Raw genomic sequence first — 25,809 nt, 5'->3', positions numbered from 1 at the left:
GATCGAGACGCCGCCCGGATTGACCGTGGTCGCGGTCGAGGACGGCCGCGTGGTGGGCACCGCCAAGTGGGCCCGTATCGCGCTCTCGACCCACTGCGCCCTGGATGACCACGGCGCGGCGTTCGATATGCCGCCGGTGGACACCGTCGTTTCCGGCAGTGCGCCATGAGTGCACGCGAAGGGGCAACTCGAACGTTGCGAAAGCCCGACTTGAACGTTGCGAAAGCCCGACTTGAACGTTGCGAAAGCCGGACTCGAACGTCGCGGAACCCCGACTCGCGTGTTGTGGAAGCCGGACTCGCGCGCTCCTTCGGTCGGCCACTCAGGACGCGGCGAGTTGTTCGAGCGCGTCCGCGGCCGCCGGAGCGCCGCCGGCGCCGTGAAAGGATTTGCGCACCTGCTCGGCGCCTTCGCGGAAAACCGGCTCGTCGAGCACCGCGTCCACGGCGGCGCCGATCTGGGTCGCGGTCGAGCGGGAGAACCGGAGCCGGATGCCGGCGCCCGCGCGGACCACCTGGTCGGCGATGGTCGGCTGGTCGTCGCGGATCGGCGCGACGACCAGCGGGACGCCGTGGTACAGCGACTCGCACACCGTGTTGTACCCGGCGTGGCAGACGAGCGCCGACGCGCGTTCCAGCAACGCCAGCCGGGGCACCTTCCGGCGCACGATCACGTCGCCCGAGCCTGGCAGCGACCCCGTCGGGTCCACCACGACCGCCTGTAACCGGCGGGAGCGGGCGCGCAGGGCCGCGGCGCATTCGGTGAGAAAGCGCGGGCCGGTGCCGGCCGTGCCCAGCGTGACCAGGACGAGGCGCCGGGCGGGGTCGAGTGCCTGCCACGGGAAGTCGACGTGCGACGTCCGGTCCTGGATCGACGGGCCGACGAACCGGACGGGGCCGGCGGCACGGGTCCGCGCCAACTCCTCGGTGGTGAACGCGAGCACCAGCGCAGGGGAGAACCGCGGATCCTGGCCGGCCTGCGGATCGCCGAAGCGTTCCTGCAGGCCGCGCATCAGCCCTCGCAACCATTCGGCGACCTTCGGCAGCCCGGCCGGCGGATCGGAGAGTTCGGCCGAGGTGCTTGCCGACGTGGCCCACCGGAGTCCCGCGCGGTTGGCGACGAGTGCACCCGCGACGGCCTGCTGGTCGACGACGAGCACGTCCGGCCGGAACTCGGTGACGGCCGCGCGGACCCCCGGCTCCATCGCCTCGCCCAGCGGCACCAGCACGTTCTCCCACCGGAACTTCAGCGCGGCGAAACCGTGGATGCTCTCCGGTCGTTCCGGGAAGGGCGGCACCGCGCACTCGAAGATCAGCGCTGCACCCGTGAGCGGCCGGATGACCTCGGGCGTGCCGGCCCACGCGATCTCGTGGCCACGCCGTCCCAACTCGGCGGCGACCCCGGCGGCGGGGCCGACGTGCCCGGCGAACGGTGGCATGACGAACAGGAAGCGGCTCACGAGTTCTCCTTCGCGAGCATGCTACCCACGAGCCGGTCGCGCACTCATTTCGGCGGAGTGCTGGGCAAACCAGCCGAGCAGCAGCCTTTGCCCGGTGCGCCCTGCCGGAACCGGCTGGGCCGCGGCAGGAACTGGTTCACGTGCGCGGGGCGGCCGGCGTCCAACCGAGCCCGCGACTCGACGAGCACCGAGTGGTCCTGCCCGGGGTGCAGCTTGGTGCGGCGGCCGGCAGCACCGAGACCAGCTCGGTCAGGTCGTCCTCTCCGAAACCCTCGCTGTCCAAAATGGACAGTACGAGTTGGATGGCCGGCGTCGTGACCACCGGGCGACGCGCCGGGCGGGATCTCCCCGGTCATCGTCGTGGGCCCGCAAGCAAGGAGGTGACATCTCGACGCCGTCGCTTGCCGCCCGTCCGGGTATGCCCGAGTTCAGGATTCGCGGCGCGAGAGCCCGCCTTCCGCGCTCGGGCGGAACTCGGACGCGCTGAACGAGGGACTCGCGTGCGGCCGATGGGACTCGCGCGCTGCCAACGGGGCTCGGGCGCGGTCTATCGGGGACTTGCGCTCGGCAACGGGGCTCGGGCGCGGCGGGTGGGGACTCGGGCGCGGCCAACGCCCGACTCGCCTGTCGCGAAAGCCGGACTCGCGCGTCGCGAAAGCCGGACTCGCGCGTCACGAAAGCCGGACTCGCGCGTCACGAATGGGGCACTCGCGCTCGGCAACGGGGGACTCGCGCGGTTACCGTGTGGCGAGCAGCGTGGCCATCGCTGCCTCCACGACCTTGTGGGCAGTGTCGCAGAGTTCGTCCTGGGAGCGGGTCGTGCTGTTCGGTCCCTGGGCGCCGAATGCGACGTCGACAAGCTGGTCGTCGGCCACGCCAACGGCTGTGTAGCACGCGTATCCGACGCCGTCGAACCGGTAGAACAGCGCGGGAAAGCCGGTTACCTCGGTCGGTCTGTACTGCATATTGGCGAACCGGCCGCGGTAGAAGTCCGCTATTCCTGAGGTGGACACCGCGGTCACCGACGCCGAGTGCACGTGCCCGGCGTCCCAGATGCCGCAGGTGTTCGCGACCCAGGTGGTGTTGAGCTTCGTCGTCTGTTCCCCGGTCAGGCCGAGTTGGCGCCGCTGGTCTTCGGTGAGCAGGTCGCAGGGTTTGACGTCGTCCACGTCCAGCGCGGGCGGCCGGTTCGCCGGAGCGGGCGGCACGCGGCCGTCCGGCTTGGACCAGCCCGGCTCGCCACCGTTGTCGGAGCACGCCGCCAATACCAGCAATGCGACAAGAAACCCAGCCGGCCGACCCCAGGAATTCATCGCATCAACGTAGCACCTGACCGTGCCCGCCAGGGGCGCTTGAGCCGTCAGGCGGCCGGGGTTCGGTCGGCCAGGTACAAGTCGGCCAACCGGGGCAGACGCTCGCGCACCTCCTCGGGATCGTCGACGTCGAACGACTCGCCCATGTCGTCGCCGCCCGGCTCCGGGGCCGCGGCGCGTTCGGCGCGGTAGCTTTCCCATGCCTCCCAGAAGTCGTCTTCGTCGCCAAAGGCGCGGACGGCGGCGAAACCGAAGTCCTCGTAGAAGATGGCGTCGTCGTCGGACCCGGCCACGGCCGCGCGTACGGCGGGGTGGTCGGCGAGCGCGTCCGCGGAGGCCGCCGCTCGTTCGTACCAGTCGCGGCCCAGCGCCACCAGGCCCGCCGTGAAGTCGCCGAAACGGTCGTCCGAGCAACCCTCGCCGATGAGACACGCGGCCGCCCACACATCCCAGCGATGGACCGCGCGGCGCAGCTGGTCGAACCGGTACTCGAACGCCAGGATCTCTTCTTCGGGCCGGGTTGCCAGGTAGGCGGCGACCGCCACGTCGAGGGGCTGGTCGCTGCCTTTCGCGGTGTCGAGCACTCGCCAGAATTCTTCGGTGTCCATGATGGCCAGTCTGGCAGCGGGGTACGACAGTTTTGGGCGAGGTGGCTCACGACGGCCGGTGCGACGGGCGCTTTCGATCCGGTGCCGCCGACCTCGCGTCTCGCCGCCGACGGCAAAGGGCACGCGAGCTTGGCCGACCTCGTCGACGCCCTCCCGGCCTACCTGCGCACCGCCACTCACCGACCCGATCATGTCCGGTGTGGACGGTAGGACCGGCGCACCGGTCCGGTTACCCTGGTCGGTGTGACACCCGACGGCGAAGGTGACCGGGTCGGCGCGAAACCGGCCTGGCGGCGGCTCGACTCCGCCGTGGTGCACCGGAATCCCTGGTTCGAAGTGCGGCAGGACTCGGTCATCCGGCCGGACGGCGAGCTCGACGTTTACGCGCATGTGGTCGCGCCCGGCTCGGTGACCGTGCTCGCGATCGACGAGGCCGGCGACGTGGTCCTGACGCGTCAGTGGATCTACACCCATGAGTCCACCCAGTGGCGGCTGCCGGGTGGCGGTGTGGAACCCTTCGACGCCGATCCGCTCGCGGCCGCCCGGCGCGAACTCGCCGAGGAAACCGGGCTGCACGCGCGTGAATGGGAGCAGCTCGGCCTGATCCACGGCGCCGACAGCCTGAGCAACCACGTCGACACCGTCTTCCTAGCCACCGGCCTGACCACCCACGCCCCGGCGCTCGAACAGGGGGAGGCGGATCTGACGGTGTGCCGGCAGCCCTTCGCCGCCGTGCTCGAGCTGGTCACCTCCGGCCACATGCCGCACGCGGGCAGCGCGCACGCCGTGCTCGCCATGGCGGTCCGCCGGGCACGCCGAGGTTTCCCGTTTCCCGGGCAGGGCGAGCACGGGAAGCCGGTTCCCGGCAAGAGGCCGGACGCGTCATGGTGGTAGGGAGAACAACCGAGAGGGGTGCACAAGATGCGTTCTTTCCTTACGCTGTCCGTAGCCGTCCGGATCGCGGTTTTCTGCCTGGCGCTGGGCTTCTTCCTGGGGCTGTACGTGGGGGTCGCGCCGCGGTGACGTGGTAACGAGGGGAGCGTTGAGGATGACCGTCCGGCAGGTGATCAACCCGGGCACCCTTTTGTGGCGGGTGCATCCGGCCGGACTCGGGCCCGCGGAATTCGAATCGGGCGAGGCCCGTTTCTCCCCGCACCACGAGGCCGCGCTCGTCGAGGCGCTGGTGCCCGATCCGAAGTTCACCTCGACCGGCCGGCGGGTACTGCCACGGGAGCTGCTGGAGGGCAAGGTGGCTTCCGCGTTACGGACGCGCACCGAGCTGATCGTGGCCCGGCTGCCGTTCGGCGCGGACCCGGCCGGAGCCGATCTGGAGGGTGTCTCGGGGCTCGCCCCCAGCGGGGGTGTGGGGGCCGTGCCCCTACGGAACGGTGGGGGTGTGGGGGCTGTGCCCCCGCGGAACGGTGGGGGTGTGGGGGCCGTGCCCCCACAGAACAGAGTGACGCCGCCGATCCACGGCGTCAGCTGGCCGTCGGAGCGGGCGATGCCCCACCAGATGATCGTCCTTTTCGGTCACCGCTGCCCGCCGGACGCACTGGCCCCCGATCGTCCCATCGCGCTCGACGACGAAGACGGTATGCGCTGGCTGAGCGGGGTGCTGGCGCCCTACCGCGTGGAACTGTCCGGTCCCGCGAAGCCCGGCCCGCCGTTGGTGTTCATCAACTACCGGACCACCGGCGGCACCCAGGAGGTCTACTGGCTGGACGACGAGCTCCGCCGCAGGCTCGGCGAGCACGCGGTCTTCCGTGACCACCGCAGCCTGCGCGCCGGCCGCGAGTTCGGTCCGGAGCTGCTTCGCAACGCGCGGGGCGCGAAGGTCATGCTCGCGGTGATCGGCGAGCGCTGGGACCGCACCTTCGACGACCGCGGCCGCCGCCTGATCGACGACAGCAGCGACTGGGTGCGGCGGGAGGTCGCCGAGGCGCTGGCGCACGGCGTGCACGTGGTGCCGGTGCTGGTGGGCCTGCGCCCGAAGCTCGACGCGGACGCGTTGCCCGAGGACATCCGCAAGCTCGCCGGGCTGCAGGTGCTGCACCTGCGCCACCGCAGCACCGAGCGGGACGTGGCGAGCCTGGTCGATCAGCTCTTCGACGAGGTACCGCTGCTGGCCAGGGCGCACGCCGAGTACGCGGCGAGCTAGGAGCTGCCATGGATTCCTTCGGCGCCGAACTGCGCAGGCTGCGCGAGCGGGCCGGTATTTCGCTGTCGCAGCTGGCCCGGCAGGTCCACTACAGCAAGGGACATCTGAGCAAGGTGGAATCCGGGCACAAGCCGCCGAGCGCGCAGCTGGCCCGACTTTGCGACTCGGCCGTCGGCGCCGGGGGCAGCCTGATCCGGCTGGTCGCCGATGGCGTGCCCGAGCCGTCCGGGCCGTCTGGGCAGGCCCCGTCCGGAGAGTTCGATCAGGACATGTGGACGCTCGGCGTCTCGTCGGGTGGCTCCGGGTTCTTCCTGCCGGGGCAGGCGAACGGGGTCCCCAAGGCGTCCGGGATGTCCTTCGGGGTGTCCGCCGAGCCGGTCGACACCGACTTCGCGGTCGAGGCGTTCCGCGCCCGGTTCGCTTCGGCTCGCACGCTCGGCCAGGTCGCCGGACCCGCCATGGTGCTGCCCCTGGTGATCGCGGACGCCCAGACGCTGCGCGCGGTGGCCGCCGGTGCGCCACCGGACAACCGGACCGCGGTCTGGCGGCTGGCCGCGCGCTACGCCGAGTTCGCCGGGTGGATGACCCAGGAAGCCGGGGACGACCGGATGGCCATGTGGTGGACGGACACCGCCGTGAAGATGGCCGGTCTCGGCGGCGATCACACGCTGGAGGCCTACGCGCTGGTCCGCCGGGCCGAGATCGCCTTGCACAACGACGACGCACTCACCACGATTTCCCTGGCGCAGCGGGCACAACGGAGTGAGCACGCGACCGAGCGGGTGCGTGGCCTGGCCGCGCAGCGGGAAGCGCAGGGCCACGCACTGGCCGGCGACCACGACGCGTGCCTGAGCGCGCTGGAGCGCGCCGCGACGCTGCTCGCCTCCGGTGGTGCCGAGCAGCCGGGCCTGACCTTGGGCACCACGAACACCCCGGATCTGGGCACGTTGGTCGGCGGCTGGTGCCTGTACGACCTGGGCCGCCCTGGTGAGGCCGCGGAGATTCTCGACCGTGGCATCCTAAGGTTCGCGCCGGGGGCACATCGCGCGAAGGCCCGGTTTTTGACCCGGGCGGCGCTCGCGTACGGCAGCGCGGGCGAACTGGACCGGGCCTGCGGGCTCATGGCGGAGGCACTGGACGGAATCCGCGTGCTCGACTCGGCCACGATCCGCCGCGACCTGAAGGACCTGGTTCGGGTGCTGGCCCGCTGGCGTTCCCACCCCGAAGCCCGCGAGCTGCGGGGCCGGCTGCTCGCGGCGCTGCGAACCCCGGAACCCTAGGCCGCGAATCCGGAACTCGGGCGTCGCTAGCGCCGGACTCGCCTGTCGCGGAAGGCCGACTCGCGTGTCGCGAAGGGCCGACTCGGGTGTCGCGGGAGCTGGACTCGCGGTCAGAGCCAGCCTCGTTTCACGGCGGCCACGCCCGCGGCGAACCGGTTGTCCACGCCCAGTGTGGCGTAGATGTGTTTGACGTGCCGGCGGACCGTGGTGATGCTGATCTTCAGCCGCCGCGCGATCACTTCGTCCGCGTCGGCGGCCATCAGCTCCAGGACCTGGCGCTGGGTGGCCGTCAGGCTCCGGTCCGGCGTGGCGGGTGGCGCGAGGGTGGCCGGGTCGTCCCACAGCAGGTCGAACCATTCCGCCAGCGCCGCCAGCAGGCCCGGCGCCCAGACCAGTACCCCGGCCTGGGCGGCCCGGTCCAGGGAAACCAGCGCCACCACGTCATCGACGTGCAGCATGGTCATGGGCAGGTGGTGCCGGAGCCGGACGTGACCGGACGGCCGCGCGGTTGCGGCCCGGCAAATCAGCTGGGTCCGGACGGCCGGTGCGGGTTGGTGGGTAAGCAAAGCGCCGGTGTCCGTGCCGCGCAGGCGGTGTTTCACCGACGAACACAGTTTCGCCGCACGCGCGAGAACCTGGTCCTGCTCGGTCAGCGGCAGGATCCCCTCGACATTGCCGACACTGCCGATACTGCCGACACTACCGATACTGCCCGCCGGGACGTCGGAGTCCGGCAGCAGGGTGACCAGCCGGGCCCAGCCGTCGAGCACGCGCCGCTGCGCCTGCGCCAGTTCCCGCTGGCGGCGGTCGAGCAACAGCCGCAGCCCGGTGGGCTGGCCGACGGGGCGGATCAGCTCCCCGTCGGGCCCGGACCGGACCACGAGCCCGAGGTCGAGCAGTTCGCCCGCGGCGCCACCGGCGAGGTCGGCCTCGTCGATTCCGTCGCCGATCCGGGCCACGCCGTCGGCGTGGAGCCGCAGAAACAGCGCTTCGGCCGCCGGGCTCACCAGCCCGGCCAAGGGCCCAACCCGATTGTTCCCGTGCACCACAGTTCCCCGGTTGTTGTTTGTTTGATTGATTGAACGTCAACGCGAGACCGGCACCTGTGGTGACCGAGCACGATGCGTCACGGGGGCGGGGCGGCAGGCCGTCGTGATCGCCCGGCGCCGGGGGTGTCCCGGCCTGGCCGCCCGCACCCGTGATTCGAATATCTCCGGTCCCAGAATGCGTTTGCCGCGCCCGAAAGTCGCCGGGTTTCCCGGTTTCCCGGACGATCGGCAACGGGAAACGGTCGCTGCTTTGATCCTCCTCCCCGTAGGGTCGATACCAGATCGGAGCCCGGCGGGAAAGGATGGTTGGCCCTCGGTGACAACAAGATGCCATCGGTGCCGGCGAGAGCGTGGAAAACCGGCCCGGAACCGGTAAGGTCCCGACGGCGTCCATGCCAAGTGGTCCGGGGAGAAATCGTAAGGAGCTGCCGTCGTGGGTGATGCGGTTGTTGACGAGCCGCCGGTCGGTCCGCCCGGGGATGAGGACCGGCCGGAACTGGCCGAACTGGTCAAGGCGGTCGCCGGGCTGGCCGACGAGATGCGTGGCCAGCATGCCAGAGCCGAGGCCAGGGAACGGGTGATCGACCAGTTGCACACCGAGGTGGAGCGGCTTCGTGTCGGCGAGGAGGGCATCCTGCTGCGCCCGGTGGTCACCGATCTGCAGCGCCTGCGCGCCGATCTGCTGCACCAGGCCAGGACCCTGCCCGCCGAACTCGGCCCGGAGCAGGCGGCGAAACTGCTGGAATCGTTCGCGCTCAGCGTGGAGCTGGCGCTGGAACGCTGCGGCAGCGTGCCGGTCCGCCCGGAGATCGGCGCCGCGTTCTCGCCCCGCGAGCACCGCGCGATGAAGGTCGTCGAGGCCGCGTCCGAGGAGGAAGACGGCACCATCGCCGAGGTCGTCGCGGACGGCTACCTGGACACGAAGACGAACCGGGTCACCGCACCGTCGCGGGTGCACGTGCGGCGCTGGACTTCGGCGGAAAACCCGGAAAGCGAAGGGAACACCGATGTCTGAGCACAATCGTCGCGTCTTCGGCATCGACCTGGGCACGACCTACTCGGCCATCGCCTACGTCGACGAGACCGGGCGGCCCACGGTGTGCCGCAACACCGACAACCTGGAGACCATCCCCTCGGTGGTCTACTTCGAGAACGAGTCCAATGTGGTCGTCGGTTCGGTGGCCAAGGAGTCCGTGGCCACCGAACCGGACCGGGTGGTCTCGCTGATCAAGCGACAGATGGGCACCAGGGCGGTCTTCGAGTTCGACGGGCAGGAGTACACGCCGGAGTCGATCTCGGCGCTGATTCTCAGGCAGCTGACGCAGGACGCGGCCGCCTACAGCGGGGGCGAGGTGTCCAGCGTGGTCATCACCGTGCCCGCCTACTTCGGCATGCTGGAGCGCGACGCGACCCGCAACGCCGGGAAGATCGCCGGGCTCGACGTGATCGGCATCGTGCCGGAGCCGGTGGCCGCGGCGCTGCACTACGAGGCCACGACCGGGGCGCAGGGCAAGACGATCCTCGTCTACGACCTCGGCGGCGGCACCTTCGACACCACGGTGATCCGCGTGTCGGAGACCGAAATCGAGGTGATCTGCACCGACGGCGACGACCAGCTCGGCGGCGCGGACTGGGACGCCCGGCTGCGCGACCACCTGCTCGCCGCCTTCGCCGAGCAGGTGCCGCCGGGCACCGACCCGGAGGAGGACGAGGAGTTCGTCCACTCCCTGTCCACGATCGCGGAGAACACCAAGAAACAGCTGTCCAAAGTAGACTCACGGCCGGTGGCGCTGCGCGGTGCCGGGGCGAGCGCCCGGATCGACGTCACCCGCGCCCAGTTCGAGCAGCTCACCAAGGACCTGCTGGACAAGACGATCGAAATCGTGCAGCGCACCCTGGACACGCTCCGCGAGAAGGACCCCCAGGCCACAGTGGACGATGTGCTGCTGGTCGGCGGATCCACCAGCATGCCCGCGGTGGCGCAGCGGCTCAAGGCGGAGTTCGGCTGGGAACCGAGGCTGCACGACCCGCACCTCGCGGTGGCCAGGGGCGCGGCCTTGTACGCGCTCGGCCGGGTGGTGCACAAGGAGCAGCAGGAGGCCAGGGAACAGGCCACCTCGGCGGCCGAAGCGGAATCCGCGGCGGCGGACGTGGTGGAGCAGGTCGCGGCCAGGCACGGAATCTCCGAAAACACCTTGCGCCAGATCGCGAAGGAGACCCGGAACGTGCTGCCCAAGGCCTTCGGGGTCAAGCTGCAGGACACCTCCGCCGCGGACTGGCAGAACCACCCCGAGAAGTTCTACGTGGCGCACCTGGTGCACGCCAACGACCCGCTGCCGACCGGAGCCCGCGAACTCACCGCGGCGACCGTCGTGGCAGGCCAGCGGCAGGTGGAAATCGAGCTCTACGAGCAGTCCGGGGCCAAGGCGGGCAAGGAACTGGCGGAGAACAAGCCGCTGACCGACGGGGCCGGGCTGATCGACGGGCTGCCCCCGCTGCCGGTGGGCTCGCCGATCCACATCGAGATGCGGGTGGACGACGAGGGCCTGCTGACGGTCGACGCCACCGAACCGTCGACGGGGAAGACGCTGAACATCCAGGTCCGGGTGAGTGTGCTGTCCGAGGAACAGCTCGCCCAGGCCACCGACCGCGTGTCCGCGCTGACGGTGTTGAGCTGATCATGGCTCCCTTCGACCCCAAGGCCTACGAGGAAACGGTCGTCAAGCCGCTGCGGCGATGGTCGGGACGCGAGCTGCCCGACGATCTCGTCTCCCGGTACGCGATCGAGCCCGGGATGTCCGACGCGGAGGTGGCGCGGCGGCTCGTCGAGGTCAGGTCGAAGTGGAACAAGGGGATCGCGCGGCCCGGCTATGCCCAGCGGATCTACAAGGCGTTCCTCCGTGCGGACGACGGCCTTCAGCGCCGGCACGGGGACAAGCTGGCCAAGGCCGAGTGGTGGCGCGAATACGCCAGGACGAGAGCGGGCGCGCGGCAGGGTCAGATCGACGAGCTCGCGAAGACCCTCCGCGCGAACTTCGGCGAGCTCGGGCTGATCACGCCGGGCCAGCTCGACGCGACCGTGCGGGCCACCTACGGCGCGCTCTCGCCGAACGAGGTCGGCGACGCGCTGGCCACCGCCGGGGTGCGCGGCGCCGCCCCGCGCGAGCTGCCCAAGTCCAGTGGCCTGCTCGGCACCACCTACCGGACGTTGGCCGGCCAGCTGGTCGACGCGGAGCTGACCAGCGTGGTGGAGCTGGTGCACGGGGAGGTGACCGGGTTCCGGATCCTGGACACGTTCAGCTGCCGGCCCCCGGCGCCGCACGGCTTGACGGCGGAAGCCGTGCGGGCCGCCGTTTCCCGGGAAGATCGGCGGTCGGGCAACCAGCCGGAACGCCAAGCGCTCGGCATTCTGGCCACGGCGGCCGCCAGCGGTGTCGACCTGCGCGGGCTGACGTTGTTCCACCTGCTCGACGAAGTGCGCAAGCACCACGCTCAGGGGGCGCCGCCGAGCGCGTTGCTCACCCAGTTGCTGCGGAGCAAGCTCGACCGGGACGAGGCTTGCCAGGCCGTGTTCAGCGTGCTCAACGAATCCGGCAGGGCCCGGATGACCGGCCTGGACGAGATCCGGGCGTTGCTCGAGGCGGGCAGGCTCACCGGCGCGCAGCAGGCACTGGCCACGGTCACCGGCACCGAGGACGCCGCCGCGGCCACCGCGCTGGTCGAACGTCAGGTGACCAAGGTGCGCGAACTGCGGGACGCGGCCCGCCGGTCGCTGCGTGCCGGCGTCGAGGCGGACGCGCTGGACAAGTTGCGCCGGGCCGCCCTGCTCGCGGCCGACGACGAGGACCTGGCCGCGGAAATCCGCCGTATTCCGCCCGAACCGGTGCTCGGGCTCGCCGCGGCATCCACTGCCGATGCCGGGGTGCGGGTGTCCTGGCGCGCGGCGCCGACCCACGGTGAGGACACCCGGTACCGGCTCGTGCGCGCGGACGGGCGGGTGCCTGCCGACCCCGATGACGGGACGGCGGTGGCCACCGTGGAAAACGGCACGGTGGGCCTCGACCGGACGGCGCCCGCCGGCGTGCTGCTCGGCTACGCGGTGTTCGCCTCGACCGATGGGGGAGCCTGGTCCCGGCCCTCCGGGGTGACCATCGAAGCGCTGCCCGCGGTCCGGGATGTCCGGTTGACCGTCGAGAACGGCGTCGTCGAGGGCCGGTGGACGGTGCATCCGGGGGCGATCGGGGTGCAGGTGCGCCGGGGAGACGGGAAAGTCGTCAGTGAGTCCGCCCGGACCATGTTCCGGGACGCGGGAATCCCGGATGGCACCGATCTGGTCTATACCTTCATCGCCCGCTACCGTCGTGCCGACGGCACCGAGGCGGTTTCCCGCCCGGTGGTGGAGAAAACGACGAGCAAGGCGAGTGCGCGGCCCGTCCGCGCGCTCACCCTCGCCGCCGTGCCGGGCGGTTCGGGGCCGCGGGTCGAGATCAGCTGGCGGCAGCAGCCCGACGCCGAGGTCGTGGTGCGGCGGGCCGCCACGCCGTGCCGGTGGGAGTTCGGTGACGTGATCCGCTCCGCCGACCTCGCCACTCATGGCGAAGAGGTCACCGGTTACCGGGAAGACCGGGACGGCTGGCAGGTGCTCACCGCCGACGTGCCCCTCGGCCGGTTCCACTACGTCACCTTCACGCTGGGCCCCTCCGGCGCCATCCGCGGGCACGAAGCGGCGCTGGCCGTCACGCTCGACGTCCGCGGGCTGTCCGCCCAGCGGCTCGGCGACGAGGTGGTGCTGTCCTGGGAGTGGCCGGACGACTCCGGCATGGCGGAGGTCCGCTGGAACGGCGGGGGGAAGTCGGGGCGGGAGCGGATCACCCGGCAGCAGTACCGGTCCGGCGGTGGCTGCCGTGTCCACTGTGGACCTGGCAGGGCCGAGGTCGTGGTGCGCACGCTGATGTCCGCCCCCGACGGCGAGTGCCGCTCCGCGGGTGTGGAGCTGGTGGTGCCGGAGGTGCCGCCGACGGTGGGCTACACGGTCGAACTCGCGCGCAGGCCGGTGCTCGGCGGCGGCACCGTCCGGGTCAAGCTCACCGCGGACCGGCTCGTGTCCCGCTGCACCGTGCTGGTCGTCGCCGCGGAGGGCCGGATCATGCCCCGCGGGCCCGCCGATGGGCGGGTGCTGCTGCGCGGTGACCACGCGCTGCACCCCGGCGGGGAAGTCGAGCTGACCGCCGTGCTTCCCCGGTTGAAGCGGCCTTACTGGGTCCGCTGTTTCGTCGAAGACGGCGCCGTCCGGCTCGTCGATCCCCCGACCTCCCAGCTGAAGGTGCCGTGATGTCCAAAGTAGCCTGCCCGTACTGCTATCACCGCATCGAACTGGCGAAACTCCACTTCCAGTGCACGGGCCGGGTGACGCCGGGGCGCCAGCGGTGCGCGAAGGCGGTCGACGAAGAGCGTAAGCGACTGACCGGGTACGCGTCGCCGTCCTGGCCGACCTTCCCGCGGCCCCCGTCCGGTTCACTCCGGTTGGTGCCGTGCCCGGACTGCGGAACCCCGAGCGGTATCCGGGCCTGCCCGGTCTGCCACACTCCGCTCCCGGCGAACTTCGCGGACAGCCGCAGCCCGCTGATCGGCATGGTCGGTGGCAAGAACGCGGGAAAAACGGTCTATACCACCGTCCTGGCCCACGAAATCCGCCACAACATCCGCCGCCGGTTCGCCGCGGACATCTGGTTCGCCGGTGACCAGCAGGGCGGGATCGGCTCGGTCAGCGACTGGCTGGCCGACTACGAGCAGGCGCTGTTCACCGACAGCAGGCTGTTCGAGTCCACCGCGAGCGCCGCGGACGGCATCAAGGTGCCGCTGGTCCTGCAGTGGCGGCAGCCGAAACGCAGCCTGGGCCGGGAAGTCCACAGCACCACCACGCTGTCGTTCTACGACGCGGCCGGTGAGGACATGACGACCCAGGAGTTCGTCAACGCCCAGGCCTACCTCACCTCGGCCGACGGGCTGATCGTGCTGCTCGACCCGTTCCAGCTCAAGGGTGCGCAGGACCGGATCAAGGTCCCGGCGGCCGGCAGGCGGGACTCCGAGCCGCCGATCAACGTGCTCACCCGGATCACCGAGTTGCTGCGCACCAGCCACGCCGTGCCGGCCAAACGGAAGATCCAGATCCCCGTGGCCGTGGTGTTCTCGAAGATCGACGCGTTCTTCCCGGTGCTCGGCGACGGTCATCCGCTGCTGCGCGCGCCCGACGCGGGGCCGTACTACGACGAGGCGCACGGCCGCGACACCGACGAGCACCTGCGTGCCCTGCTCGCCGAACTCGACGCGGACGACATCGACGCCCACCTTCGCGCGCACTACAAGAGTTTCCGGTACTTCGCGGTCTCTTCCCTGGGCGCCGAACCGGACTACGACCGCAACCGGGTGGACGCCGGCGGGGTGCGGCCGTTCCGCGTCGACGAGCCGCTGTTGTGGCTGCTCGGGCTGTTCAAGGTCGTGGCGAGGAGCAACCCGTGACCTTTCATTCGCTGTATTACACCGACTGCTTGCCGGGGCAGGGTTTGCGCGGCGGCGCGGGCTTCCAGTTCCAGGCCGTGTCCCCGGGCGTCACGCACGAGATGATGGCACTGGTCCAGCGAACTTCCCTGTACGAGGCGCCGGTGTCGTGGATGCGGGAACAGCGTCCCGTCGCCGACTATCCGCCCTCGCTGACGCACGTGTTCGACGGCCTCTACGCGACGGCTCGCGGGGTGTATCTCGGCGCGGAAGCCAACGGGGTGCGGGAAGGCAACCAGTTCACGCACGCGCTCGCCACCGCGGATTCGGAGGCATACGGCTTCACCAGGCCCGCACAGCTGTGGGACGCGCCGTGGTGGGCGGAGAAACCGGCGCCGGGCACGGAATGCGAACCGCTGGGCGCCGAGCCGGAAACCGGCCCATGGGGGGTCGACGTGATCCGGGAGTGGGTGCTCGGCAGGCCCGACGGCGAGGAATGGCTGCTGGCCGTGCATTCCGCGTTCGACCAGGTGCACGACGAAGGCGCGCGGCGGGTTCTGTTCGTCGCGGACGACCCGTCGGCGGTGCTCGGTTGGATCGCCGCGGGCACCCTGCTGCTGCCGCAGGAACGCGCGCTGCGCGTCGGTTTCCGCGTGTTCGCGACCAATCCCCGGCAGAGCCAGCAGCACGTGCTCGCCCTGCACCAGGAGTGGGCGGGGCAGTTCGCCGATCCCGGCCGGGACCACGGGTTCATCGTGTTCAACCTGGCCACCGGCAGGCATTCCGACGTCACCCCGGCTCCCGCGGCCCGGCACTGGGTGCCCCGGTTCCTCCGCCAGGACCCCTACGACGTGGTGGACGCGATCGAGCTCGCCCACCAGTTCGCCCGCACGAGGGGGGCGGGCGAACCGGCCTCGGCCGCCGACTTCTCCGCCGCGGGAGTGGTGACGCTGGGCGAGCCCACCGAAGCCGGCCTGCTGACCGACTGGCTTTCCATCCAAATAGGACAGTCCAGTGAGGACCTGACGCAGCCGGTGGTGGAGGCGGTGCTGGCGAGCGGGCCCGATGCGGCCGCCCTGCGGAAGCTGGACGAGGCGATGCGGGCGGCGGGTTTGCGGTGGCCGGTCGCCGAGCGCGTCCGCCGCATGCTGTTCGTGGCCGAACTGGCGCCGTTCACCACGGCTTCGCTGGGCGAGACGGAGCCGTTGGCGAGCCTGGCCGAAGCCGCCGCGGACGCCGCGTATCCGGAACGGATGGACGCCCTGCTGCGCGTGGCGGCCCGGTTCGGCGTCCAGCCGCGCATCGGTGGGTTCCACGACGGCGCCCACCGGTTCGTACGGTGGTGGGCGGACCACCCGGGTGCGGGACTCGATCCGGACGCCTGGTCGTGCGGTCACGAGCTGGTGGACCTGCTGCGGGACGAGTTCGACAGCCGGCTGAAGCGGCCCCCCGCGGCCCCGGTGGCCGAGGACATCCGTGCCCACTGGTGGCGTCTTTTCGTGCCGAGGGTCAACGATCCGACGGACCTGCTCGACGCGACGGTGATTTCCGCGGCGGTCGAGCGCGGCGGAGCGGGAACCCGGTCCGAAATGGTCGACTACGTGCTCGGCGACGTGCGGCAAGGCCATCTGGCGAGCCTGATCTGGCGGGCGCTGTTCCTCTTCGGCGACCCCACCCTCGAGGAGCTGTCGCGTTACCTGAAGGCGCTGCCGCCGAAGGGGCTGACCGGCTGGCCCGTGCACCAGGTTCTGCGTGTCCTCGAGCAGGTGGTGAGCGAGCCTCCGGCCGCCGCCCACCTCGAAGTGATCAGGCTGGTGGAGGCTCAGGGTGTGCTCGCCGCGGGGACTCACCTGCACCACTTGGCCGGGCAGGACGGCGCGCTCGAAACCTGGCTGAAGACTTCGCAGGAGCGCCCAGGGGCCCCGCTGCCCGGCGTGCCCCCCACCGTGCTGGCCGCGCGGGCCCGCGAGGTCACCGACGCGCTGGTCGCGATGCCGCTCGCCGCGGCCGCCGCCGTCCTCGAACGAAGCCACCGGAGCCTGTGCCGGCTACTGGCGGATCGGCTGCCGAAGATCTGGCACACCTCGGCCGTCGCGGAGCCCGCCGCCGCGCTCGCGTACCTCACCATCGGCTACTGTCCGGAATCCGTTGCCCTCGATTTCGAAACGCGGCTCCGGCGGTGGGTGAAGGCGGCGGACGCGCAGCAGGTGCAGCAGGTCGGGAGGCTGCTTGCCGATCTCGATCCGGACGACGGGGCCGGCTGGCGCGAGTTCGCCGGGCGCAAGGCCGGTCCCACCGGGCAGACCGCACGCAACAAGCGCATCGAGGTGGAACGGGAGGCCAAGGCGGCCAAGAAGGACACGAAGAAGGAAGCCAAAAAGGACGGTGAGAGGACGCCGGGCTGGCGGCTCGGCCGCCGGGGACGGGAGCGATGAGCCATGGGATACCTGATCCTGGCCGCGGTCGGGCTGGTCGCGGCCTATCTCGCGATCTGGCTCCTGGTGGCCGGGTTCCTCCTGTTCTACCTGCCAGGGCTGGTGGTCGCCGTGCCCGCGACGGTGGGACTCGGTGTCCTCCTGGCCGTGGTGACGGCCGTGCGTGCGGTGGTCGCCGGTGGTCCGGTCATCACCCCGGAAATGGTCGCGGACGGCAAGGCCGGGCTGCCGGAACTTCGCGGGAACAACCCGTTCGGTCGTGACCGTGCCTGGCCGAGCTACCTCGTCGCGCAGGGCCGCACCGACCTCCGTCGCGTGTGGACGGAGACGGTCAAGGCCGTGCGCCGCGGCTGGAAGTGGATCAGCGACTTCTTCGACAACAAAGATTTCGCGTGGGTTCCCGGGCTGTTGCTCGCCTGCCCGCTGTGGCTCGGCGTGAGCGTCGGCGCGCTGGCCGGCGGTGCGGCGATCGTGCTGGCGGGCGGCCTCGTGCTGTTCGCGATCTGGGTTCCGTGGGCGCTGCTCGCCGGTTTCCTGCGCGGCGGTGACCAGCTTGTGCGCCGGCTCCGTGGCGCTAGTCCGGCCAGTTGCCCGCACTGCCACCACGTGAGCCCGTTGCCCGTCTTCCGCTGCGCCGGCTGCGGCCAGACGCACCGGGACATCCGGCCCGGCCGGCTCGGCGGGGTGTGGCGCCGGTGCGACTGCGGCAGGCGGTTGCCGACGACGGTGCTGCGGATGGCGCTGCGGACCACCCCGGAATGCCCGCGCTGCGGCAAGTCGATGCGCGCCGGGACCGCCGCGCTCACCGAGATCCGCGTGCCGGTGTTCGGGCCGGTTTCCGCGGGCAAGACCAGGCTGGTGTACGCCGGGATCATGGCGCTGCGCGACGCGCTCGCGGCGACCGGGGGCAGGCTGGATTTCGTCGACGACGAAAGCGAACTGGCCTTCGAGAACGGCAGCGCGATCATCACCGGCGGCACGGACACCGTGAAGACCCCGGCGGGCGAGGTGCCCGGCGCGCTCACCGTGCGGCTGACCACGGGCCGGCGACGGGCGCTGCTGCACCTGTTCGACGCTGCCGGAGAGATCTATGTGGACCGCGAGGAGAACAGCGGCCTGGAATTCCTCGACCACGCGCAGGGGATGGTGTTCGTGGTCGACCCGTTCTCCGTGCCGTGGGTTCGCGACCAGCTCGGGGAGGACGTGGGCCTGATCGCGCGGGCGAATCCGGCGTCGGAGGACCCCGAGCGCGTGTACCACGTGACGGCCCAGCGGCTGCGGGAATACCGCGTCGACACCCGCAAGCGGAGGCTGGCCGTGACGGTGGTGAAGGCCGACCTGCTCGCGGGCCTGCCCCTGGCGAGCGACCTCTCGCCGGCCAGGTGCAAGGAATGGCTCAACCAGGCGGGATTGGACAACCTCGTGCTGGCCGCGGAACGGGATTTCGGTGAGGTGCGGTACTTCGTCACCGCCTCGGTGTCCGGAATCCCGGCCGGGGACGCGCGCTCGCCGGGCAACCCGCTCGGCTGGCTCGCCGGGCTGACATCCGCGCCGGTGCCCGGCGTGCCGGATGGTGAGAAGGAGACGGTGTGAAGCGTTCGGTACCGCCCGCTTATGTGGCCCACCGCACGGTGTTGCTGGCCGTGCTGCTGGTGTTGTTCGCGGCGGCGGGCTACGGTCTCTCCCAGGCGATCCCGGAACTCTGGCAGGGCATGTCGTCCGCTGCCCAGACCGTCCGGAACTGGTGGACGGAAATGGGCTGGCACCTGTTTTGATCATCGGCATCGATCTCGGCACCACGTTCTCGGCCGTGGCCACGGTGGGCGGCGACGGCCGTCCCGTCGTGCTGCCCAACCGCCTCGGCGAGCCGACGACCCCGTCGGTGGCGCACTTCGAGTCGGGCGATTCGGTCGTGGTCGGCTCGGCCGCGCGGGAAGCGGTCACCGTCGATCCGGACAACACGGTCGCGCTGATCAAACGGCGCATGGGCACCGAGTTCGCGCTGCTGTTCCACGGTGTCGAGCACACCCCGGAATCGGTGTCGGCGTTGATCCTGCGCAGCCTTGTCGAGGACGCGCGGGCGGAACTCGGCGAGGACGGGCCGGTGCGCGCGGTGGTCACCGTGCCCGCCTATTTCGGCATCCGCGAGCGGGAAGCCACCTTCCAGGCGGCGAGGCTGGCGGGTATCGAGGTGCTGGAACTGCTGAGCGAACCGGTCGCGGCGGCGCTGCACTACGGCGCGGGGGCGAATTCACCGGGTTCGATTCTGGTGTACGACCTGGGCGGAGGCACCTTCGACACCACCGTGCTGGAAGTGTCCGCCGACGGCGTCCGGGTCGTCGCGACGGACGGCGACAGCAGGCTCGGCGGCGCGGACTGGGACGAGCGGATCGCGGACTTTTTGGTGGAGAGCTTCGCCGAGGCGGCCGAAGACGTCGATCCGTACGAAGACGAAACGTTTCTCCAGCAGGTGCGGCTGATCGCCGAAACCGCGAAACGGGAGTTGAGCCGCAAGACCTCCAGACCGGTGGTGCTGCGCTGCGGCGGAGCCGCCGTGACGGTCCCGTTCGACCGCGCCGTCTTGGAGCGGGTCGGCGCCGACCTGGTCGCACGGACCATGACCATCGTGTCGCGGGTGCTCGAGGCGGCCGCGGCGAAGGGGGCGGGCCGGCTCCGCGAGGTGATCCTGGTCGGCGGCGCGAGCAAACTGCCGGCGATCGCCGGCGCGGTGAAGGCCGGGCTCGGCCTCACGCCGAAACTCGCGGAACCCGACTTCGCGGTGGCCTACGGCGCGGCGATCCGGGCCCGTCAGCTCGCCGGTGCCGGTGCCGGTGCTGGTGCTGGTGCTGGTGCTGGGCGTACCAATTCCGTGGTGCCGCGCAGTTTCGGGATCCTGCTCGAAGACAGCCGCGACCCGGCCGGGCAAGGGCGTCTGGTGAAGCACACGGTCCATCGCAACGATCCGCTCCCGGCGAGCGCGACGGCAACCTTCTGCACCATTGTGGATGGTCAGGACCGGGTACGGATCCAGGTTTTCGAGCAGGCGGGCGACGTGCCGTCGGAGGTGGTCGCGGACAACCGGCGGGTGCTCGACGGCGAGCTGACCGGGCTGCCGCCGCTCGCCGCGGGCTCCGAAATCGAGGTGACCCTGCGGGTGAGCGCGAACGGCCTGCTGAGCGTCACCGCGCGCGAGCCCCGTGGCGGCGGCACCCTGGAACTTCAGGCCTATGTGGACGGTGTCGTGGACGCCGAGTCGACTCGGGAGCTGGCCGGTGCGCTCCGGGCGCTCGAAATCCGGCAGTAGGGCGGTTCGCATGAGTTCGTGGCTGCGGAAGAACTTCGACGGCATCGGGCTGACCCAGTCGCCGCCGGGACCGCACCTGGCCGCGCTGCAGGCGAAATACGGCGGCACCGTGCTGCTGTGCATCGACGTCAGCGGGTCCATGACCGGTAAGCCGCTGCGGGAGGCGATCAAAGGCGGTGAGCAGTTCCTCACCGAGGCGTGGGGCGCGTATTATCGGTGCGGGATCGTGCTGTGGCACGACAAGGTGGCCCGCTACGTTGCGCCGGACGCCTCGCGCGAGAAGGTGTTGTCCGGACTGCGTTCTTCGGTCCGTTCGGGCGGCACCAATATCGTCCCGGCGCTGGAACAGGCGCTGAAGGTGTTCCGCCCGCTGACCGGCGACCGCGTACTGTGCGTCTTCGGCGATGGCGACCTCGGCAACCGGCGGCGGGCGGTCATGCTCTCCCGTGAACTGTGCGCGATGGGCGTCCGCATTGTGGTCCGGGGGCTGGGCCGTGGAGCCGCCGAAGCGCTGGCGGAGCTCACCTGTCCGGGCCAGCACGACGACGAGCAGCTGATCACCGGCGAACAGCACATCGGGGCCGGTATCGCCTCGATGGCCAAGGGCCTGACCATGCGCCGGAAGAACGGCGGTTGGACGGGGTGAACACCAGCCCGATGTCGTTGGCGGCGCACCAAGTGGTTTGGCTTCTGGTTGTCGCATACCAGATGTAGGCGTCGTCGGGAGCGGAGCTTGCGACCCGTCATGCCCGGGGCCGTCTTGACGCCGAACGCGAAGCGGTCAGTTGCCGTGGTGGCCCGAGCGGTGAGGCCGTGCTCGTCGCCGGAAACCGTTGTGATGCCCCGAGTGACTTGCTGCGTAACCCCTTTGACGGTCAGGCGCCCGAGCAGTATCCCCTGGTCACAGGACCACTCGAAGCGCTCACTGAGAAACGGGAAATGCGGATGCGTTTCGACGTCGAGGTGGTCCGACGAGCGAACCTGCTCGTCACGCTTGGCGTTACCACTCGAGACCCGGCAGCCGACACCGCGGACTCGACCGTGGACTTCGCGACGTGATCCGCCACGTGACCTTTCCTCTGTCGACGTCGAACGTGCCACGCACAGAAACCCGAACATCGCTCTGGTCTGGAACGAGATCACTGATCGCGCGGGATCGATGGTGTACACGCCAGCAGTAATCCGTCGCCTGTGGACGTTACCGCTGTCAGCAGCACTCATCGTGCTTACCCCCGTGAAGTATCCACAGGGAGCGTGGCATCGCTCCGGCCGCGGTTGGAGCGGACACCGGTCTCCGCACCGGAAACCCCTATCGATCCCCTCAATCATCGCCTAACCTGAAATAGGCCGCTGATCTGCGGAAATACCATTGCCGTGGTAACGAATCCGGGAGCTTGGCGCGGTGTGTCATTTCATCATGTCGATCCTGGTGATCGCGGCGGCCGCGGGCACGCGCATTAGAACGGCGGATCGGTGTCGGGCTGGGGGAGGGGGTTGGGGCGTGGTTCGTGGAGGGGCTGCGGATGACTGGTGTATTGATCACCGGTCGGGGTGGTGATGGTGATCCTGCCGGTGGTCTTGTCCATCTGGTAGGTCCAGCCGGGTGATGCGGGCCAACGGCCTGGTGGTGCAGCTTGCCGTGTCGCGGCTTCCTCGGATGTTCACGCGCGGAACGGTGATCGAGGAAGTGGACACCGGTCCTGGTGGCGCATACGCGCGGCTGGAAGACCAGGGCCACACGATCGGCCGGTTCGTTGAGGATGTGGGCGCGCGGATGCCGACAGCCGAGGAACGCTCACAGCTTCAGCTTCCGCCCGGTACGCCTGTGCTGACCGTGACCCGCATCGCCTACCGCGAAGACGGGACACCGTTGGAATGCAACGACATGATCCTACCGGCCGACCGGTACCGACTCGGCTACGAGTGGCCAGCGGAATAAAGAACGCGCCAACTACGATAGACAGCCCCCGCGTCAAAGTGCGGAAGACGAGCCGTGAACGCGGGGGCTGCTGTGTGGGCGCAGCGACGGCTACCGAATCATGGGGCTGGTCGGATCAAGGCCGCGCTTTTCCGCTGTCGTCACGGCGTTAACGCCCATACAACCAGTCTACATGCGACGGTCACCAGACGGCCGCACCGACGTTCCGGAGCTTGCCCGCGGGCGACTTCTCCTCAGCCGTGAGCGCGCCGACTTCCTGGGGATACCAGAGACCAGGCCGACATCCTTCGGCGACGCACCGCCACAGGCGAAGATCCTTATGTGTGGTCACAAGGTCGCCATCTCGAAGATGGCTAAACTTCTGCCAGTTGCGGTACGTCAGCGCATAGCGTGGTGCTCCGTCTTCCTGCCGCTCACTGCCAAAGCCAGCAGCACTCCTCACGTATTCGGCGGCCTGCTGAATAAGCCAAAACCGGTCGCCTTCGCGGGCGATCACGGAAAGGCTCTCCTGGTGTTCGGCACTCCTGGCCAAAACTTGAATGGGGTCGGGATCATGCCACACTCCCGCAGGGGCTGCGGGCAGCGCCTCGAAGCGGTCGATACTGTCCTTTGCTGCCCTGCGCAGGGTTTCGAAGATCGGACCGGCCGACTCCGCGAGTGCGATATCACACCGCCCGGCGGCGGTCCGCTGCGCATCCGATTACCCCCGTACGAAAAGTCGGTTTTGCCTGTGGGCAAAGGGATCCCGACACCTGCTTGGCCTCGCGATAAGCGTCACCGCCACAACCCGATGACTACCTGGGCACGCGTCACTTCGCCGGTGGCATGATCCGAACCCGGTAACGGACAAGAATCCCGTTCAGCCACACCGCCCCGTACTCGTCGTCCAGATCCACTCCGAACAGCGGTTCGGGGTCCAGCGCACCGGAATCGCACCGATCGCCGAACAGCACCACCGCTCGTTGCGACACGTCTCGCCGGGGTGGCCAGATGAAGCCCGCCGCCCACGGCGCCTGCGCGCGCAGCCACTCGGCCCAGCGGCGGACGCGGGGGTCGTGGCAGTCCTCGGCGTGGATGAGCCAGACGTCTTGCGCGACGGCGGCGAGGTCGACGGCGTCGCACAGGCTCACCAGGCTCAGTTCGGCGGCTGTCGCTACCGCGCTGACCCGCCTGCCCGCGACGCTCGCCCGGCGGAGCGTGCGGAAGCCCTTGGCGGGTAACGGAATGCTGCCGAGCAGCAGCTCGGCCAGTGTGGTCGCGGCATCCAGGCCCGCGTTGTAGGCCGGGTAGGGACCGTCGAACCGGCCCGCACCGGATCGGCGGCCCTGGCGGTACGGGGTGAAGTCGGTCGCCTTCCGGTTCTTAGGGTGGATGTGCCACAGCGTCGAACCGGCGGGCAGCAGGTAGCGGCGAGGGGTGCCGTCGTAGTCGGCCGGCGGGTCGTAGTCGGGCACGTCGCTAGTCCTCCTCCGCAGCCGGGCGTTCCGCCATCGCGGCGTCGACCAGGACCTGGTCGGCCACCTGCCCGATCAGCCGCACCGGCGCGTCCCCGAGCCGGGCGTGCTCGCCGAGCCACCAGTCGGCCACGCCCCACGGATCGCCAGCCGCGTCGAGGATCTGGTTGATCGCCGGGACGATGGCGGCGGTGAACTGGAACGCGGGCCACTGGCGGCCACCGTCGTCGCGGTCGAGCCGGATCAGGCCCGGATCGCCGGGATCCCAGCCGCGGTCACGGACTTCGGGCTCGCTCAGCGACTCGGTGGCGAGCAGCCATTCGGATGCCCTCCGCGCCACCTCCTCAGCGCTCGGCACACCGTCGTCGAGCACAGCCAGGCGAAGGGATTCCCGGTTGGCGGACCACCGCGAGAGCTCCCGCGGATCGCGTGACGACGCCAACCTGGTCCCGGTGTCGGCCAGCGCGCGACGGACGGGATGCTCACGCGGCAGCCGCCTCGCGAGAAACCGGGCCAGGTCGTTCGACCGTTTGAGCATCGCGTCCGGAACAGCCTCATCGGCCAGTTCACCGACCATTTCGGACACCCGCCGCAGGTCCGCTTCGCCCAGCAGGGACCGCACGCCGTCCCAGTCCCGGGCGAGGATTTCCAGCGCTTCCGGAGTTCCCACCGAATCCCCCTCAGCCGCGCACGTCGTGCCGTGCGATACCGGCGCGTGCCTTGTCGACCGCGGCTTGGTCCATACCACCGATCTGGAGGTCGAACCGTACCTGCGCGCCGGAAGTGGGTTCCTCCGCGTGCACGGTCAGCTTTCCGGTCTCGGACATGAAGAACGTGACGTCGAAAGGCGAGCCCGCGGGCCGGGGCGGCAGGTTGCGCAGCATGCCCCGGCCGACCAGCGCATTGTCGGTCAGCTCGTCGGATTCGTGCGGACTGGTCTGCTCCCACACCTCGATCTCCACCATGCGCTGGTTGTTCACCGCCACCGCGAACGGGTAGGGCCCGCTGTCGGCCGGCAGCGGGGTGTTCGCGGGCAGCAGGTGCGCGATCATCTGGCGGGCCTTCATCGGGTTGGTCATGGCCAGCGGATCGCGGGTGTCGACCGCCTTGACGCCGAACGCGCGTGGCAGCACCGTGGTGACCTTCTTGGCCGCCAGCGAGGAGACCTGTTCCTCGCTGAGGTTGAGCTGGTCGGCCACCTGGGCGGTGATCCCGTTGCGGGCGCGGTGCAGGAGCGCGAACAGGGCCGCGCCCTTGGCCACCGCGAGATCGGGCTCGTGGTGGCGCGGGGCGAGCCCGAGCCGCTCGCTCAGCCGGGCGGAGATCGCGGGCATTTTCGACATGCCCCCGACCAGCACGGTGTCGTCGAAGTGGTCGACGCCCTTGCGCTTGGCCAGCGCGATGGTCCGCTCGGTGATCTCGACCACCCGGTCCAGCAGCCCGGCGGTCAGCTCTTCGAGTTTGGCCCTGGTCAGTTCTGTCCGGGCGACGGCGCCGGCGAAGCGCAGGTCCACCTTCCGGGTCATGATCCGGCTCAGTTCCTTCTTCGCCTGCTCGGCCGTCTTCTGCAGGTCCTGCATGAACTCCTCGTCCGCGGTGGGATCGAGCCGCGGGTGCTGCGCGGCGAAGGCGTCGAGCAGGTACTGGCGGATCTCGGCGTCCCAGTCCGCGCCACCGAGCCGTGGGTCGCCGTCGGTGCACACGACCCGCACGTCGTCGCCCTCCAGCCGGATCACCGTGGTGTCGAAGGTGCCGCCCCCGAGATCGCACACCAGTACGTGCCGGGTCCCGGCGTCCTTCTCGACCGTCTGGTAGTGCAGGGCGGCGGCCACCGGTTCGGCGAGCACGTCGAGCACGTTCAGTCCCGCGATCTCACCGGCACGCCGCGCCGCTTCCTTTTCGGCAACGCCGAAGTACGCGGGCACCGTGATCACCACGTCCCGCACGGTCATCCCTGTAGCGTCCCGAGTGGACTGGACCAGTTCCCTGAGAACCAGCGCGGAGATTTCCTCGGGCGAGTACTCCCGGCCGTGGTACCTCCCGGCGATCTTCTCCCGCCCCATCAGGCGCTTGGTCAGCTGTGCCACCAGGTGCGGCGCCAGGATGGCGGCGTCCTTGGCGGACGTGCCCACCACGACCTGCTCGCGCTGGGGGAAGTACACCACCGAAGGGGTGGTGTCCTCGCCGAGCATGTTCCGCACGATCACCGGCTTTCCCGTTTCGTCCACGTAGGCGATGCAGGAATGCGTGGTGCCGAGGTCGATGCCGAACGTCTTTTCCATCTTTTCTGTGGAGGCCATTTCCGTTCTTTC

At 70.3% G+C, this 25,809-nt stretch carries 21 protein-coding genes and 2 pseudogenes; 14 read left to right on the top strand and 9 right to left on the bottom strand.

The genetic code is table 11. The features are described 5' to 3' along the window. Positions 1–19 precede the first annotated feature (19 nt). Complete coding sequence (locus VJT49_RS25090) at positions 20–169, top strand: hypothetical protein (protein WP_324167368.1); 150 nt, start codon at positions 20–22, stop codon at positions 167–169. A gap of 153 nt (positions 170–322) precedes the next feature. Here the strand turns inward: VJT49_RS25090 and VJT49_RS25085 are convergent, their stop codons facing one another. The 3 genes from VJT49_RS25085 to VJT49_RS25075 form a co-directional block, all read right to left on the bottom strand. Then, complete coding sequence (locus VJT49_RS25085) at positions 323–1,459, bottom strand: glycosyltransferase (RefSeq protein ID WP_324167367.1); 1,137 nt, start codon at positions 1,457–1,459, stop codon at positions 323–325. Between the two features lie 737 nt (positions 1,460–2,196). Further along, positions 2,197–2,772, bottom strand: coding sequence for a DUF3558 domain-containing protein (locus tag VJT49_RS25080; protein WP_324167366.1), 576 nt, complete (start codon positions 2,770–2,772; stop codon positions 2,197–2,199). 47 nt (positions 2,773–2,819) lie between these two features. Continuing rightward, positions 2,820–3,380, bottom strand: a complete 561-nt coding sequence (locus tag VJT49_RS25075) for a DUF4240 domain-containing protein (protein WP_324167365.1) — start codon at positions 3,378–3,380, stop codon at positions 2,820–2,822. Positions 3,381–3,623: 243 nt separating this feature from the next. Here VJT49_RS25075 and VJT49_RS25070 point away from each other — a divergent pair, with 243 nt between their 5' ends. The 3 genes from VJT49_RS25070 to VJT49_RS25060 all read left to right on the top strand — a co-directional run bounded on the left by VJT49_RS25070 (position 3,624) and on the right by VJT49_RS25060 (position 6,818). Further along, complete coding sequence (locus VJT49_RS25070) at positions 3,624–4,274, top strand: NUDIX hydrolase (RefSeq protein ID WP_324167364.1); 651 nt, start codon at positions 3,624–3,626, stop codon at positions 4,272–4,274. A gap of 154 nt (positions 4,275–4,428) precedes the next feature. Beyond that, entirely contained in the window at positions 4,429–5,538 is a 1,110-nt protein-coding gene (locus VJT49_RS25065; protein ID WP_324167363.1) for a toll/interleukin-1 receptor domain-containing protein, read from the top strand. A gap of 8 nt (positions 5,539–5,546) precedes the next feature. Then, the gene (locus VJT49_RS25060; protein WP_324167362.1) at positions 5,547–6,818 is read left to right on the top strand and encodes a helix-turn-helix transcriptional regulator; all 1,272 of its coding nucleotides are present in this window, start codon (positions 5,547–5,549) and stop codon (positions 6,816–6,818) included. Positions 6,819–6,928: 110 nt separating this feature from the next. On the opposite strand, the gene VJT49_RS25055 is transcribed toward VJT49_RS25060, so the two are convergent. After that, the gene (locus tag VJT49_RS25055) at positions 6,929–7,864 is read right to left on the bottom strand and encodes a helix-turn-helix transcriptional regulator (protein ID WP_324167361.1); all 936 of its coding nucleotides are present in this window, start codon (positions 7,862–7,864) and stop codon (positions 6,929–6,931) included. 436 nt (positions 7,865–8,300) lie between these two features. Between VJT49_RS25055 and grpE the strand changes: the two genes are divergently transcribed. From grpE to VJT49_RS25010, 9 genes are read left to right on the top strand one after another with little or no spacing between them, the layout of a single operon-like run. Next, positions 8,301–8,882, top strand: a complete 582-nt coding sequence (gene grpE / locus VJT49_RS25050; protein ID WP_324167360.1) for a nucleotide exchange factor GrpE — start codon at positions 8,301–8,303, stop codon at positions 8,880–8,882. Next, positions 8,875–10,545 carry an Hsp70 family protein gene (locus tag VJT49_RS25045; RefSeq protein WP_324167359.1) on the top strand — a complete coding sequence of 557 codons (1,671 nt, stop codon included), beginning with the start codon at positions 8,875–8,877 and terminating at the stop codon, positions 10,543–10,545. The genes grpE and VJT49_RS25045 overlap by 8 nt, the downstream gene beginning before the upstream one ends. 2 nt (positions 10,546–10,547) lie before the next feature. After that, entirely contained in the window at positions 10,548–13,199 is a 2,652-nt protein-coding gene (locus VJT49_RS25040) for a hypothetical protein (RefSeq protein WP_324167358.1), read from the top strand. After that, positions 13,199–14,386, top strand: a complete 1,188-nt coding sequence (locus VJT49_RS25035) for a zinc ribbon domain-containing protein (protein WP_324167357.1) — start codon at positions 13,199–13,201, stop codon at positions 14,384–14,386. The genes VJT49_RS25040 and VJT49_RS25035 overlap by 1 nt, the downstream gene beginning before the upstream one ends. Then, positions 14,383–16,800 carry a GTPase-associated protein 1-related protein gene (locus tag VJT49_RS25030; RefSeq protein WP_324167356.1) on the top strand — a complete coding sequence of 806 codons (2,418 nt, stop codon included), beginning with the start codon at positions 14,383–14,385 and terminating at the stop codon, positions 16,798–16,800. The genes VJT49_RS25035 and VJT49_RS25030 overlap by 4 nt, the downstream gene beginning before the upstream one ends. A 3-nt stretch (positions 16,801–16,803) precedes the next feature. Next, on the top strand, positions 16,804–18,393 hold the full coding sequence (locus VJT49_RS25025) for a TRAFAC clade GTPase domain-containing protein (protein WP_324167355.1): 1,590 nt from the start codon (positions 16,804–16,806) through the stop codon (positions 18,391–18,393). Then, a complete protein-coding gene (locus VJT49_RS25020) occupies positions 18,390–18,575 on the top strand; it encodes a hypothetical protein (protein WP_324167354.1) in 186 nt (61 codons plus the stop codon). The genes VJT49_RS25025 and VJT49_RS25020 overlap by 4 nt, the downstream gene beginning before the upstream one ends. Beyond that, positions 18,545–20,104, top strand: coding sequence for an Hsp70 family protein (locus VJT49_RS25015; protein WP_324167353.1), 1,560 nt, complete (start codon positions 18,545–18,547; stop codon positions 20,102–20,104). The genes VJT49_RS25020 and VJT49_RS25015 overlap by 31 nt, the downstream gene beginning before the upstream one ends. Positions 20,105–20,114: 10 nt before the next feature. Continuing rightward, positions 20,115–20,750: a vWA domain-containing protein gene (locus VJT49_RS25010; protein ID WP_324167352.1), complete on the top strand. Its 636-nt coding sequence runs from the start codon at positions 20,115–20,117 to the stop codon at positions 20,748–20,750. A gap of 170 nt (positions 20,751–20,920) precedes the next feature. Here VJT49_RS25010 and VJT49_RS35440 read toward each other — a convergent pair. Next, a pseudogene (locus VJT49_RS35440) lies at positions 20,921–21,223 on the bottom strand (YceI family protein); the annotation flags it as partial. Positions 21,224–21,704: 481 nt separating this feature from the next. On the opposite strand from VJT49_RS35440, the pseudogene VJT49_RS25000 reads away from it, so the two are divergent. Continuing rightward, a pseudogene (locus VJT49_RS25000) lies at positions 21,705–22,043 on the top strand (UTRA domain-containing protein); the annotation flags it as partial. 181 nt (positions 22,044–22,224) lie between these two features. Here VJT49_RS25000 and VJT49_RS24995 read toward each other — a convergent pair. The 4 genes from VJT49_RS24995 to VJT49_RS24980 all read right to left on the bottom strand — a co-directional run bounded on the left by VJT49_RS24995 (position 22,225) and on the right by VJT49_RS24980 (position 25,797). After that, positions 22,225–22,539: a hypothetical protein gene (locus tag VJT49_RS24995; RefSeq protein ID WP_324167350.1), complete on the bottom strand. Its 315-nt coding sequence runs from the start codon at positions 22,537–22,539 to the stop codon at positions 22,225–22,227. 313 nt (positions 22,540–22,852) lie between these two features. Next, on the bottom strand, positions 22,853–23,497 hold the full coding sequence (locus VJT49_RS24990) for an RES family NAD+ phosphorylase (RefSeq protein ID WP_324167349.1): 645 nt from the start codon (positions 23,495–23,497) through the stop codon (positions 22,853–22,855). Between the two features lie 4 nt (positions 23,498–23,501). Then, positions 23,502–24,167 (bottom strand): hypothetical protein, encoded by a 666-nt coding sequence (locus tag VJT49_RS24985; protein WP_324167348.1) that lies wholly within the window; start codon positions 24,165–24,167, stop codon positions 23,502–23,504. Positions 24,168–24,177: 10 nt separating this feature from the next. Then, entirely contained in the window at positions 24,178–25,797 is a 1,620-nt protein-coding gene (locus VJT49_RS24980; protein WP_324167347.1) for an Hsp70 family protein, read from the bottom strand. Positions 25,798–25,809 lie beyond the last annotated feature (12 nt).

The organism is Amycolatopsis sp. (assembly GCF_035276945.1).
GTDB lineage: Bacteria > Actinomycetota > Actinomycetes > Mycobacteriales > Pseudonocardiaceae > Amycolatopsis_E.
This window is presented reverse-complemented; position numbering and strand designations above follow the sequence as displayed.